Below are 12,597 nucleotides of genomic sequence, written 5' to 3'. Positions count from 1 at the left end.
TGGGAGTCGGCGTCTCGTCCAAGTGACCCGGCCGCAGCACGCCCATGTGCGACGGCAGCGCCGAGCGAGGTGCATGAGCAACGGTTGCCGATCATGCCTGATCGCCGGGTCCGATTCCCGCCGGTCACCTGCTCCGACCTGCTGACCTGCGCTTTCACGGTGAGGTCCGATTCCCGCCGGTCGAGATGCTGACCAGCGCCTATTCTCGGAGGCATGTCACCCACAGAGCTCGACTTCGACGCCTGCTACCGGGCCGTCTCGGCCAGGGACGCCCGGTTCGACGGGCGGTTCTACACGGCGGTGACGACGACCCGTATCTACTGCCGGCCCATCTGCCCGGCGCGCACGCCCGGCGCACGCAACGTGCGCTTCTACCGGCACGCCGCCTCGGCGGAGGCCGCCGGGTTCCGGCCGTGCAAGCGCTGCCGCCCCGAGCTGTCCCCTGGTGACCCCGGGTGGGACCTGCGCGGCGACCTCATCGGCCGGGCGCTGCGGCTGATCGACGACGGCGGCGCCGACGAGGACGGCGTGGCCGGCCTGGCCAGGAGGCTGCACATCACCGAGCGCCACCTGCACCGGCTGTTCGTCACCGAACTCGGCGTCGGGCCGCTCGCCGTCGCCAGGACAAGGCGGCTGCTGCTGGCCAAGCAGTTGCTGACCGAGACGGCGCTGCCGGTGACGGACGTGGCGTTCGCCGCCGGGTTCGGCAGCGTCCGGCAGTTCAACGCGACCATGCGGGAGACGTACGGCTTCACACCGAGCGAACTGCGAGCCACGGCCGGCGGCCTGACCAGCGCGGCCCGACGCGAAGACGCAGCGACCACACCCACCACCGTGGCGGGTGCTGAAGGCGCACAAGCGGGGCCCGCTGTGCTTCGGCTTCGGCTGCACGGGCGGGAGCCGTACGACGTTGAAGGCGTTTTCACGTTTCTCGCCTCCCGCGCCATCCCCGGGCTGGAGGTGGCGGACGCGACCTCCTACAGCCGGGTCGTCCCCGGCGGCACGATCACCCTCACCCCGCAGCGCGGCCACCTGGCGCTCGACGTGAGCGTGGCCGACACCCGGCAGCTCGCCCGCATCGTGGCGCGCTGCCGCCGGCTCCTGGACCTGGACGCCGACCCGGCCGCCATCGCCGACGCGCTGGGCCGGACGTCGCTCGCCCCGCTGGTGGCGGCAAGGCCCGGCCTGCGGGTGCCGGGGACGTTCGACGGGTTCGAGCTCGCGGTGCGCGCGGTGGTGGGGCAGCAGATCTCCGTCGCGGGCGCGCGCACCCTGCTCGGCCGGATCGTCGCCACGGCCGGTGCCCGCACGGCGGACGGCCACCTCTTCCCCACCGCCGCCGAGCTGCTCGCGGCCGAGCTCGACGGGCTCGGACTGACCACCCGGCGGATCGCCACGCTCAAGGAGCTGGCGAGCCGGGTCGACGGCGGCCTGATCGACCTCGACGGCGCCCAGGACCCCGCGGAGGCGGTGCGGGAGCTGCTCGCGATCCCCGGCATCGGGCCGTGGACCGCCAGCTACATCGCACTGCGCGCGCTGCGCGACCCCGACGCCTGGCCCACCGGCGACCTGGTGCTCGACCGGCGCATGGCCGCCCTGGACATCCCCAAGGAACACCTCGAGCGGTGGCGCCCCTGGCGCGCCTACGCCGCCCTTCACCTCTGGAGCCACTCATGATCAACGCTCAGATCCTGCCCACCCCGATCGGCGAGCTGTCCGTGCTGACCCGCGACGAGGTGCTCGTCGCCGCCGGCTTCACCGCCGACCCCAAGGAGATGTACGTACGGCTCTCGCCCGCGCTGCAGGCCGAGGGCCTGGACGTGGTCGACGACCTCGGCCCGGTCGCCCAGGCGGTGCGCGCCTACTTCGACGGCGACCTCGAAGCGCTGGACGCCATCGCGGTCGAGCAGCCGGGCACACCCACGCGCAAGCGCCTCCACCAGGTGCTCCGCGAGGTCCGGCCGGGCACCACGGTGTCGTACGCCGAGCTGGCCGTACGGGCGGGCCTGCCCAGGACGGCGGCCCGCGCGGCGGGCTCGGCCTGCGCCCAGAACCTCATCGCGCCGTTCGTGCCCTGCCACCGGGTGCTGCCCACCACGGGCGGCTTCGGCGGCTACTACTACGGCGTCCCGGTCAAGGAATGGCTGCTCGCCCACGAATCAAGCAAGCACTGATATTTCACGACGAAGGGCTGGTCCGGCGGGCCAGCCCTTCGTCACGTCTCACGGCTTGACGTTGCTCTGCACCTCACCGACCGGCACATCACGCGTCACCTGCGCCTGTACGGGATCGAACTGGACATTCTGCGCCCCTCCGGTCACCGCCACCGGCCAAACACTCGTCACGGTCAGCTCGTAGACCTGGCGCGGCTGGTCGATGGAGGCACGCTCGTAACGCACCCCGCAGGTGAACTCGGCGTTCTTCGCGTACGGCTTGCCCGACGCGCCGCACCCCTTCTCCACCACCTCGGCCCGGTCCGTGCCCGCCTTGATCTTGATGTCGGAGAGGGTGGCCACCACGGTGGCGCTCATCACGCCCGGCAGCGTCGCGGTGACCGTGCGCCGCGGCTGGCCGATGTCCTCAAGCCAGACGAACGTGGGCAGGTTGACGTAGCTACTGGCGTCCGGGTTGAGCTTGATCGTGCCCTGGGGCACGGTCAGCGCGGCCCTGGCCACCTCGGCGAGTTCCTGGAAGGTGATCCCGCTGGGCGGGGTGGTGTTGGGCTCCACGAACACGAACAGTTCGAGCCCCGCCCAGCAGGCCGCGCCCTTGGGATCGCCCGCGTTGTAGGCGGGCGTCCACCACAGCCCCGGCTGCCCCACCTTGTCCTTGAACTGCTTGATGAAGGCGTTGAAGCCCTCCTCGTCACGCTGGATCCTGGAGGCGTTGGCCCGCGCGTCCGACATGAACGCCAGCATCTTCTCCGCGTCCAGTCCGGGCTCGTACCAGCAGGGGCTCTTGAGCTGGTAACCGTCGCTCTTGCCGCCCTTGGCGCCGTCGCCGGTGATGCGGATCTTGGAGTGCCGCAGGACGAGTTCCCGGGTGTTCCCGTTCTGGAAACCCTCGGACTCCACGCCTCTCGGGGGCGCGGTGGGCGGCGCGGTGCCGCCCGCGAACAGCACCGACGCGGCGACGAGCACGGGAAGCAGGCCTTTCATCAAGTGCACCCTTCCTTGCTGTGGCTGAACTGCCTGATGCGCCACACCCCGTCGTCGTCGCGGTGGGCGAGCACGATCTGGAGGTAGGGGGCGCGGCTGGAGTCGGGCTGCGGGCTGATGGGCTCGCCGGTGCTCGTGGAGACCAGCTTCATCTTCGTCTCGTCCACGCACACGTTGAGCTCGGCGCCCCGGCCCACGACCGCCTTCACCCGCAGGCGGAAGAGTCGTACGACACCGCTGACCGACTGCTTCTTGTCGGTGAAGTTGCGCACCCAGGCGGCCGCCTCACCCGCGTAGGCAGGCTCGACGCGGCGCAGATAGCGGTCGTCACCGGACATGACCGCCTCCCACGCCTCCGCGTAGTAGCCGGGGAAGAGCCGCACCAGCGCGTCGTCCCGCTCGGGCCACCGCACCCGCACCTCCAACTCCCCGCCGACGTCGATCGTGTCCGGCCGCGCGCCGGCGGTGGAGGTGGCCTTCGCCTTGCTCGGAGCCTCGCTCGCGGCCACGTCCGGCACGCTCTTCGGCCGGTAGGGCTGCTCCACCTGCCCGCACCCCGCCACCAGCAGGAGCGCCAAGCCGACTGTCATCCGTCTCATGCCGTGGACTCCCTGACGACGTGAAGGCGCCACGACGGCAGCAGCTCGTCGATCAGCGCCTCGGTTTCGGGGGCCATCCCGCCGCTGTGCGGATGGGAGGCGGATCGCCTGGTCAACCCCTCCACGACGGCACGCAGCCGGCCCAGGTCACCGGTGGCGTGCGTGGCCCGTAGCAGGTCGCGCCAGAGGCTCTCGTCGTCGGTGGCCAGCAGCAACCCGGCCCGTACGGCGGCGATGGCGGCGTCGGGGTCGCCCTCGGCGAGGCGGAGCTCGCAGAGCCGGTGCGCGGCGTCGGCGACCTCGGCCGACACGTCGTACTCCAGCTCGTCGCCCGCCAGCCACGCGTACCGGCCCTCCGGCCGCCCGCTCAGCAACGGGCCGCTGACCAGGCCGAGCGCCCTTTCCAGCAGCAGGGCGCGGGCCGTCGGATCATCGTGCGAGCGGCGTACCAGCTCGCGGAAGAGCACCCAGTCCGTGCGCACGTCCGGCCCCAGGGTGAGCCTGCCGGCCTGGTCGGTGCGCAGGTGGCGGGGGCCCAGCCAGTCGGCGACCCGGGCGATCGTGGCGTCCCTTACCATGGCCTGCACGCCGCGCGGCCACAGCACGCCGCCGAGCACCACCGGATGCACCCCGCCGGGATGCGTGGCGAGGTAGACCAGCAGCTCGGTGGCCAGCGCCATCCGCCCCTGCTCCATCGGCTCCGGCCCGACGACCTCCAGCGGGCCGAGCAGCCTGATCTCCACCGCGGGCGGGTGCAGGTCCACCAGCGGCTGCGCCTCGGGGATCACCTCGCCGTCCATCCGGTCCGCCGTACGGAACAGCTCGATCAGCGCCCGGTAGTGGCGGCGGGGCAGGAGCTGTGCCGTCACCTCGAACCCCAGCTCCGGGATCCTGGCCAGGCCGTCCTCGGTGATCTCCCACGTCCAGGTGGCGTGCGGCACGTCGCCGGTCACCACGTATCCCGCCGTGTCGTTGCGGGCGAGCAGGGCCAGCCGGCGCGCCTCCTCATGGGTGGGCGCCACCGCCGACAACAGGTAGTGGGCGTCCCGGGGCCGGCCGGTGATCCTGCCGGTGAGCACCTCCTGGCGTGGCGCGGCCGTCGCCTCCAGCTCCGGCAGCGCCGCCGCCAGGCTGCCGACGGCCCTGATCCGGTCCGGGGCGATCGCCGTCAGCTCCTCGCCGAAGCCGACGAGCGTGATCCGCATGCCGTCGGACCACCGGTTCGTGGCCAGCTCCACGGCGAGCGCGGCCAGCGCCGCCGTCGTCTGCGGGCCACGGATGTTGATCAACCCCTGCGCGGCCTCCAGGTCCACGAGCACCCGGCCGCTCTGGTCCGTGCCGATCGATACCAGCCCGGGGTACGGGGCCCCGCCCGGCTGATCCTCCAGCAGGCGGCCCTCGTGCGCCGCCAGCCGCCACACCTGCCCGCCGTCCTTGACCGTCCAGGGAACGGGCGGGTCGCCGTCCGGCGGGTGGATCCACAGGTCGAGTGTGCGCGCGGACAGGTGCGCGCCGTAGACGGTCGGCGGGGTGCGGTTCGCGGCGGCCAGCTCCGCGCCGAGCAGCCGGAGGCCGAGGTCGAGGATGCGGGCGCCGGGGGCGTCGGCGCCGAGCCGCAGCGCCACCTCCACCTCCGCCGCGTCGCCGCGTGGCCGTATGACGCGGTGGCCGAACAAGCGGTGCCAGAGCTGCTCGCGGCGCCTCCTGCCGAGCACCGCCAGCAGTCCGGCGGCGGCCAGCGACGCGCCGGCCAGGAAGTCGACAAGCTCCAGGCCGTCGGCGGCCGGCTGCATCTGGACGCTGTCCTGCGGCCGGGAGTCTCTGACCTCGGGCTTGGCGACGCCCTGTTTCTGGGTGGCCGACCGGTCGACGTGGTCCCTGACGATCGCCCGCTCGCCGCCGCCCGGCTTGGCCGGATGCTCCTCCAGCGTCTGCGTCCTGGCCTGGGTGGCGGGGACGACGTGCGTGTTGCGCGCGTCGTCCGGCATGTCGAGCACCCAGCCGGGCCTGATCAGGTCGGCCATCCGCAGGCGGGCGCCGTCGGGCTGCTCCTTGTGCTGGTTGAGCTTGAAGATCTCCGGGTAACGACGTCCGTCGCCGAGGCACTTCTCGGCGATCTCCCACAGGCTCTCGTGGTGCCGGCCGTGCGGCGGCTGCACCACGTACACCTTCTTGGACTGCCGCGCCTCCTCCGGCTGCTCCACGACCGGTGCGGTGAAGGCGACGGCGGTCATCGGCGGCGGGGCGGGCGGGGCGGCCATCGCCGCGATCGGCACGACCACGGCCCCCGCCGTGAACAGCAGCAGCACCGCGCTGACGAGCTTGTTGGCCAGCGCCTGCGTGCCGCCGGACAGCGGCACCCTGGCCGGCATCCCGACCTGGCGCACCCCCGCGTACACCTCGACCACCACGCACACGGCCAGTTGCAGCCAGGCCAGCCAGACGAACACCACCAGCACGGCCATGATCGTGCTCGGCCCGACGCTGCTGGTCAGCAGATCGAGGTCGAGCAGCTCGGGGCTGATCGGCGGCCCGGCGAACCTCAGCAGCGCGTAGGGGACACCGCCGACCAGCGCCACCAGCAGGACCAGCGCGCCGAGTCCGGCCAGCACATCGCCGGGGCCGCGCCGGGGCTGGACGCGCGGCGGCGCCTGCCTGAGCGTGCGCGGGCGCCCCTGACCGGCAGAATGCACCGGACCTCGTGCGCGCGCGGGCTCTCGCGTCGGCATGGCCTCTCCCCTCTTGCGTCCAGCGTGCTGATTCGGCGCTCTGTCATCCACTGACCCGCCTGATTCGGTCTGGCTCATCCGTCCTCGGGCGCGGCGCTCGCCTCGGGCGCCGCGCTCGCCTCGCCCTCCATCTCCGAGCCGGCGAAACCGATCGCGGCCAGGAAGAAGGCGGTCCAGCGGACCCGTACGGCGACCGTCACCAGGGTCTGCCCCTGCTCGACGGTGCAGTCGGCCGGGGTGATGCCGTCTCCGCCGTGTGCCGCGACGACCTCCTCCGCCCTGGCGCAGACCTCGGCCTGGCCCTGCATCCGGACCTCACCGGTGTCGCGCAGATGATCGACGTCGATCTGGTCGGCGCCGGCCCGCGCGGCCTGCTCGGCGATGTCGTTGGCGCGCAGCCGGGCGTTGATCGCCGATCCTCCGTCCACGAGCAGCCCGGCCAGCAGGAACACCACCACGGAGAACAACACGGTGAACACCGACATGGACCCGCGCTCCCCCAGCGGCCTGGTGAGCACCGGCACGGACCCGCGCTCCCCCCGCCTCACTTCTCCACTCTCCTGAACTCCTCCAGCGGCACCACGGCGGTGCCGGTCATCCGCTTGGACGCGCCGAAGCCGAGGAAGGCGAGGTCCAGCTCGCACGTCACCTCCGCCCGCACCTCGCCGCCCTGCTCGTAGGCGTCGCCGTCCAGGGTGACGGCCGGGCTCGCGCACCCGTCCTGGAGCGCGTCGGTGGCGATCTTCTCCGCGGCGGAGGTCGCGTCGCCGAACGTACGCTGGATCGAGGCGGCGCGGGCGGCGTCCCTGGCGGCGGCGTTGACCTCGCCCTGCGCCTCGACCAGGCGTCCGGCCCCGGCGAGGAAGAGCAGGAAGAGCAGGAACACCGGCGCCAGCATCACCGTCTCGACGGCCATGGAGCCTCGCTCGCGGCCGCGGCGGTTCATTCGCAGTCCTCTCCGCCGTCGTCCGGGCGGAAGCACTCGATCGGGCCGCCCGCGGTGGCCGTGATGGTGAAGGCGAGCTCCGGCAGCAGGGGGATGACCTGGACGGCGCTGCCGGTGACGGTGACGTGCCGCTCGTCCGGGTCCTTCTCGGCGGTGTCCACCGAGGCGCCGTCGAGCAGTTGGGGGCCGATGGCCGTCAGCACGTCCCGGGCCTTGGCCTGGGCCTCCTGCTCCCAGCCGCCGGAGTCGGCGGGAGCCGCCCTGGCGACGCGGGCCCCCTCCCTGGCCGCCGCCTCCGCCACCTGGCGGCCGTGGAACCAGAGGGTGACCTGCACGATGAGCAGCACAGTGGCCAGGATGACCGGCATGAGCAGGGCCAGCTCGATCGCCGACACCCCTCGATCACCGCGCTTCCCGATCGCCGACACTCCTCGATCACCGCGTTTCCCGATCGCCGGCGCGCCTCGGTCACCGCGCTTGGAGCGGGTCACGTGTCCCCGTCACCGCCACCGCCGCCGAACGAGTCCTGGATGTCGCCCTGCTTCTCCGTCACGAGCTGGCTGATCAGCGTGGCCAGGCCGAGGGCGACGCCGGCGATGATGGCCGTGATGATGACCCACTCGACGGCGGAGGCGCCACGGCTCGGCGCGGTGCGGGCGCGGTGCATGCGCACACTCAGGTACGCGACCAGGTAAATGATCCACGGATGGTTCATCAGGACCCCAACATCTTCATAGCGGCCGGAAAACTGAGAAAGATGACAAATCCCGCGCAGAGGAGAAGCTGGGCGACCAGCATCGACTGGGACCGTTCGCCGGCCCGGCCCTCGATCTCCGCCAGCTCGCGGCGGCGCAGGGTAGCGGCCCGGGCGGTCAGCGAGCTGCGTACCTTGGCCCCGTCGTCGGCGACCAGGCCGAGCGCGGCCGACAGGTCCCGCAGCTCGTCGATGTTGAGCTCCTCGCCGAGCTGGCCGAGCGCCTGCCAGGGCGTGATGCCGACGATCCTGGCCCCCTGCAGCGCGTCCCGGATGCGGGCCATCGCCCAGTTGGGCTGCTCGCCGCTGATCGACACGGCCATCATCAGCGCCTCGGGCACGCCCCTGCCGCCGGCGAGGTTCATCGACACCAGGTCCAGGAACGCGCCGACGACGTGCCGGAAGTCGCGTCTGCGCGCCGCGGCTTCCTTCTTGATCTGCAGGTCGGGCAGGAAGAAGAAGACGAGCGACGCGAGTACGGCCACCCAGAACGGGATGGTCGGCGAGGCGCCCCAGCCCATCAGCAGCAGCCAGCCGAACAGCACCGGAAAGGCCAGCAGCCCGCTGGCCGCGAGCAGCGCCTTGGTCGCCAGGAAGCCCTCGAACGAGCGTCCTACCAGCGCCAGGTCCGACTTGGTCGAGCGGACGTGCCAGCCACGGGAGCCGTAGAGGCGGGCCAGCCGCAGGCCGAGCCCCCGCCGGAAGGCGCTGACCTCCTCCTCCGGCAGCAGCAGGATGCGGGGCGCGTCGGAGCTCTCCCGCACCTCGTCCAGCGCGAGCAGCCTGGCCACCAGTCCCGGCCGGGCCGGGAACAGCGCCTTCAGCAGCAGGAACAGGCCGAGGCCCGCCACGCCGCCCGCCAGCACGCCCTCAACCATGGTCGCCTCCGACGAGCAGTCGCGTGGGCTTGTCGAACCTGGCCAAGCGCCGCATCCAGGCGAATCCGGCGCCGAACAGGCCGGCCACGATGACGAGCACCGCCTGGCCGAGCAGGTTGTCGTACTCGCCGACGTACTGAGGGTTGAAGATGACCAGCAGCGCGGCGAAGGCCAGTGCGGTGATCACCACGATCTGCACGCTGCGCCGGGTCGCGCGGCGTTCGGCCTCGACGCGGCGGCGCATGTCGAGCTCCTCGCGCGCCGACACGGCCAGCGCGCCGAGCACGTCGCGCAGGCCGGGGCCGCGCAGCCTGGAGTTGAGCACCAGCGCGGCCACCACCAGGTCGGCCGAGGGGTCGTCGAGCTCGTCGGCGAACAGGGCGAGCGCGTCCGGCAGCGCCATCCTGGTGTGCAGCCGGTCGACCAGCACGCGCAGATGGGGGCGGAGCGTCGGGGCCGCGGCCCTGATCGAGGACGGGATGGCCTGCTCCAGCCCGGCCGCGCCGGCGATCGTGTCGCGCAGCGACTCGGTCCAGGCGGCCAGGCCCTCCAGGCGGTGCATCGCCCCGCGCTCCTCGGCGGCGCCGCCGGACAGGCCGCGCCAGGCGAAGACCAGCGCGACGGTCCCGACGGCCACGACCGGCCAGCCGGTGACGACCAGCACCACGGTGGCCGCGACCCCGGCGACGGCGACGCGGGTGGACAGCACCTGGACCATGCGGCGCTTGGGCTGCGAAGGGCGGGGGCGCAGGCCGTACAGGGAGAGGAACAGCAGGAAGAGGCCGGCGCCGGTGAGGGCGCCGGACAGCAGCGCCAGCGGGTCGAAAGTGATCATGTCACCAGCCCCCCGGGTTGTAGCCGTAGGCGGCGAGCTCTTCCATGCAGGAGATCGGCGCGTGCGGCAGGCCGGAGCCGTCCGGGCCGGGGGCGAACACCTCGCTGGACAGCACGCGGCCGTCGCAGCCGTTGACCTCGCGGATGCTGGAGACGTAGCGGCGCAGGCTGCCGCCGCGGTGATAGTCGTTGCGCTTCTCGATGAAGACGACGAAGTCGATCGCGCCCGCGATGAGCATGTGCGTGGCCTCGATCGGGAGCCGCTCACGGGCCTGCAGGGCGTAGGTGGCGATGCGGTTGAACACTTCCATGCTGGAGTTGGCGTGGATCGTGGACAGGGAGCCGTCGTTGCCCTGGGTCATCGCGTTGAGCATGGTGACGATCTCGTCGCCGAGCACCTCGCCGACGATCACGCGGCTGGGGTTCATCCGCAGGGATCTGCGGACCAGCTCGGCCATGCTGATCTCGCCCTGGCCCTCGGAGTTGGGCAGGCGCTGCTCGAAGGCGACGACGTTCGGGTGCAGCTCGGCGAACTGGTCGAGGCCGAGCTCCAGGGCTCGTTCGACGGTGATGAGGCGCTCGCTGGGCATGATTTCGTTGGCCAGGGCGCGCAGCAGCGTCGTCTTTCCCGCGTTCGTCGAACCGGCGATCATGATGTTCTTCCGGGCGCCGATCGCCGCCGAGAGAAAACGGCCAATTTCCGGGCTTATCGTGTTATTTCCGACCAAGTCGGAAAGGAAGACTTTGCCGAGGCGGGCGCGGCGAATGGAGACGGCGGGCTTGACCGTCACGTCCATCACCGCGCTCAGTCGCGAACCGTCCGGCAGGCGCAGGTCGAGCTGTGGATTGGCGGTGTCGAACGGCCTGCTCGACAGCCCCGAATAGGCGGCCAGGATCTGGATGAGCTCGATCAGCTCCTCATCGGTCTCGGCCACCGGCTCCCGCGTGAGCTCCTGGCCGTCGGCATAGCTGACGAACACCTTGTCGCAGCCGTTGATGTCGATGTTCTCGACCTCGGGGTCGTCGAGCAGCGGCTGCAGACGCCCCACGCCGAACAGGGCCGCGTGAATGCCCGCCGCGAGCGCCTCTTCCTCCTCGACCGTGGGCGGGGTGCGGCCGAGACCGATCTCGCTGCGCGCGTGCTCCTCCAGCACCTGCGAGATCAGCGCCCGGGCGAACTGGCGCTCGTCCTCGCCCGTCATCGTGGGCAGGCCGTTGGCCTGGTCGATCCGGCGCTGGTGGGCGAGGCGGTCGCCGACCTCCTGCCGGAACCTCTTGACGAGGGAGTGATCGATCATCGGGTCCCCACCAGCCGTCCTGCGAGATCTCGTGCGGTACGGACCAGCAACGATCGGTCCAGCCGGCCGCCCCACTGGCCGCGCAGCAGCTCCGCGCCCTTCACGTCATGGGCCAGCCCGTGCACGAAGGAGACATACGGGCCGACGATCCTGCGTACGTCGTCGATCGAGGAGCGGTAGTCGCGCGGGTCGGCGATGACCACCACGCCGTGCGCCTTGGTGATGCTCAGGCGCTCGCGCAGGTGGGCCACATGATCCAGGGTCGCCCTGGTGAGCAGGACCACCTGATCGGCCTCCGCCAGCAGGTCGCCGATCTGCGGGTGCGAGCCGAGACGGCCGCAGTCGGCGATCACGTCGGCGTTCGGCATCGCGGCCAGCGACCTGCCCAGCGGGCCCCACAGCCAGGTCAGGCCCGCGGCCTGCTCCCCGTGCGTGATGCCGACCAGCACGTCCAGGCCCCCCACGATCTTCTGTGTGTGCTGGTGGATCTGCGCGGGCTCCAGGCCGCGCCGGGCCGTGGCGCCCAGCGTGAGCAGGCCCTTGCCCGGATTGAGCACACCGCCGCCGGCGGCGGGCAGCCGGTAGGCGAGGTCCCCGCCGGACGGGTCGCACTCGGCGAGGAGCACGGGCCTGGGCCAGACGGCGGCCAGGGCCGTTGCCGCGGTGGTCACCCCTGGCGCGCCCTTGTCGGCGGCCAGCACGATCAGCCCCACCTCAGCGCGCCCCGGGAAGCTCGGCCACGGCGACCTCGCCGCCGGAGGCGTACTGGAGGATGACGGGTGAGACCTGCGTCTCCACGATCACGGTGATCTGGCCGCCACCGCCGCTCCTGCCCTTGTCCCCGACGCTGAAGACCAGCGCGCTCTGCGCCAGCACCCGGCCCTCCTCCTGGCCGCCGCGCCCCGGCACATGCACCACCTGCACCCGGTCGCCGGGCTTCAGCCCCGCGGGCATCTGGCCCGGCTTGAGCGCGAGCCCCACCTTGGCCTTGCCGGGGCCGAGCTCCTTGCTGGCCGTGACGCCCATGTCGCTGGTGAGCAGGGTGCCGGGCAGGATGGTGACGGCCGCGAAGGTGTCGAGCACCCGCTGCCGCTGCGACCAGCTCACGAAGTCGATGCCGGTGTCGGCGATCTGGACCTCCTCCAGGGCCTCCGCGGTGAACTGCTGGCCGGCGCCCACCTGCTGGGTGATCCTGATCGCGGAGATGCGGTCACCGCTGCGCAGCACGAGCAGCGTCGTCGCGAGCGCTCCGCCCAGGATGAGCAGCACGGCGAGGGCGGCCAGGGCAGGCTTGCGCTCGCGCGGGGGCACGGGGAGCTTGCGCGAGGCTGGGCCTGACAACCCGGCCGTGTCGACGGCGGGTTTTTCGCTGGTCCTCATGGGTCGGGGGCTCCCATTAGT

The 12,597-nt window shown here is 72.2% G+C and carries 14 protein-coding genes; 2 read left to right on the top strand and 12 right to left on the bottom strand.

What is annotated here, in order from left to right; genetic code table 11:
* The first annotated feature begins 213 nt into the window (after positions 1 to 213).
* Positions 214 to 1,677 (top strand): AlkA N-terminal domain-containing protein, encoded by a 1,464-nt coding sequence (locus tag IEY87_RS42380; RefSeq protein ID WP_189144545.1) that lies wholly within the window; start codon positions 214 to 216, stop codon positions 1,675 to 1,677.
* On the top strand, positions 1,674 to 2,174 hold the full coding sequence (locus tag IEY87_RS42375) for a methylated-DNA--[protein]-cysteine S-methyltransferase (protein WP_189144544.1): 501 nt from the start codon (positions 1,674 to 1,676) through the stop codon (positions 2,172 to 2,174). The genes IEY87_RS42380 and IEY87_RS42375 overlap by 4 nt, the downstream gene beginning before the upstream one ends.
* A 48-nt stretch (positions 2,175 to 2,222) precedes the next feature.
* On the opposite strand, the gene IEY87_RS42370 is transcribed toward IEY87_RS42375, so the two are convergent.
* The 12 genes from IEY87_RS42370 to IEY87_RS42315 form a co-directional block, all read right to left on the bottom strand.
* Positions 2,223 to 3,158, bottom strand: a complete 936-nt coding sequence (locus tag IEY87_RS42370; RefSeq protein WP_189144543.1) for a hypothetical protein — start codon at positions 3,156 to 3,158, stop codon at positions 2,223 to 2,225.
* The gene (locus tag IEY87_RS42365; RefSeq protein WP_189144542.1) at positions 3,158 to 3,757 is read right to left on the bottom strand and encodes a hypothetical protein; all 600 of its coding nucleotides are present in this window, start codon (positions 3,755 to 3,757) and stop codon (positions 3,158 to 3,160) included. The genes IEY87_RS42370 and IEY87_RS42365 overlap by 1 nt, the downstream gene beginning before the upstream one ends.
* Positions 3,754 to 6,450 carry a BTAD domain-containing putative transcriptional regulator gene (locus tag IEY87_RS46905; RefSeq protein ID WP_268241373.1) on the bottom strand — a complete coding sequence of 899 codons (2,697 nt, stop codon included), beginning with the start codon at positions 6,448 to 6,450 and terminating at the stop codon, positions 3,754 to 3,756. The genes IEY87_RS42365 and IEY87_RS46905 overlap by 4 nt, the downstream gene beginning before the upstream one ends.
* 110 nt (positions 6,451 to 6,560) lie before the next feature.
* Entirely contained in the window at positions 6,561 to 7,034 is a 474-nt protein-coding gene (locus IEY87_RS42355) for an Rv3654c family TadE-like protein (protein ID WP_225278190.1), read from the bottom strand.
* On the bottom strand, positions 7,031 to 7,432 hold the full coding sequence (locus tag IEY87_RS42350; protein ID WP_189144541.1) for a TadE/TadG family type IV pilus assembly protein: 402 nt from the start codon (positions 7,430 to 7,432) through the stop codon (positions 7,031 to 7,033). Before IEY87_RS42350 ends, IEY87_RS42355 begins: the two co-directional genes overlap by 4 nt.
* Positions 7,429 to 7,860: a TadE family protein gene (locus IEY87_RS42345; protein WP_225278189.1), complete on the bottom strand. Its 432-nt coding sequence runs from the start codon at positions 7,858 to 7,860 to the stop codon at positions 7,429 to 7,431. The genes IEY87_RS42350 and IEY87_RS42345 overlap by 4 nt, the downstream gene beginning before the upstream one ends.
* 59 nt (positions 7,861 to 7,919) lie before the next feature.
* Complete coding sequence (locus IEY87_RS42340) at positions 7,920 to 8,147, bottom strand: hypothetical protein (protein ID WP_189144540.1); 228 nt, start codon at positions 8,145 to 8,147, stop codon at positions 7,920 to 7,922.
* Positions 8,147 to 9,064, bottom strand: coding sequence for a type II secretion system F family protein (locus IEY87_RS42335; protein WP_189144539.1), 918 nt, complete (start codon positions 9,062 to 9,064; stop codon positions 8,147 to 8,149). Before IEY87_RS42335 ends, IEY87_RS42340 begins: the two co-directional genes overlap by 1 nt.
* Positions 9,057 to 9,899, bottom strand: coding sequence for a type II secretion system F family protein (locus IEY87_RS42330; protein ID WP_189144538.1), 843 nt, complete (start codon positions 9,897 to 9,899; stop codon positions 9,057 to 9,059). The genes IEY87_RS42335 and IEY87_RS42330 overlap by 8 nt, the downstream gene beginning before the upstream one ends.
* A 1-nt stretch (position 9,900) precedes the next feature.
* A complete protein-coding gene (locus tag IEY87_RS42325) occupies positions 9,901 to 11,196 on the bottom strand; it encodes a TadA family conjugal transfer-associated ATPase (RefSeq protein ID WP_189144537.1) in 1,296 nt (431 codons plus the stop codon).
* Positions 11,193 to 11,909, bottom strand: coding sequence for a CpaE/TadZ family protein (locus IEY87_RS42320; protein ID WP_189144536.1), 717 nt, complete (start codon positions 11,907 to 11,909; stop codon positions 11,193 to 11,195). The genes IEY87_RS42325 and IEY87_RS42320 overlap by 4 nt, the downstream gene beginning before the upstream one ends.
* A 1-nt stretch (position 11,910) precedes the next feature.
* Positions 11,911 to 12,576, bottom strand: a complete 666-nt coding sequence (locus tag IEY87_RS42315; protein WP_189144535.1) for a hypothetical protein — start codon at positions 12,574 to 12,576, stop codon at positions 11,911 to 11,913.
* Between the last annotated feature and the right edge of the window lie 21 nt (positions 12,577 to 12,597).

It is taken from the genome of Nonomuraea glycinis (assembly GCF_014646515.1).
Lineage (GTDB): Bacteria > Actinomycetota > Actinomycetes > Streptosporangiales > Streptosporangiaceae > Nonomuraea > Nonomuraea glycinis.
This window is presented reverse-complemented; position numbering and strand designations above follow the sequence as displayed.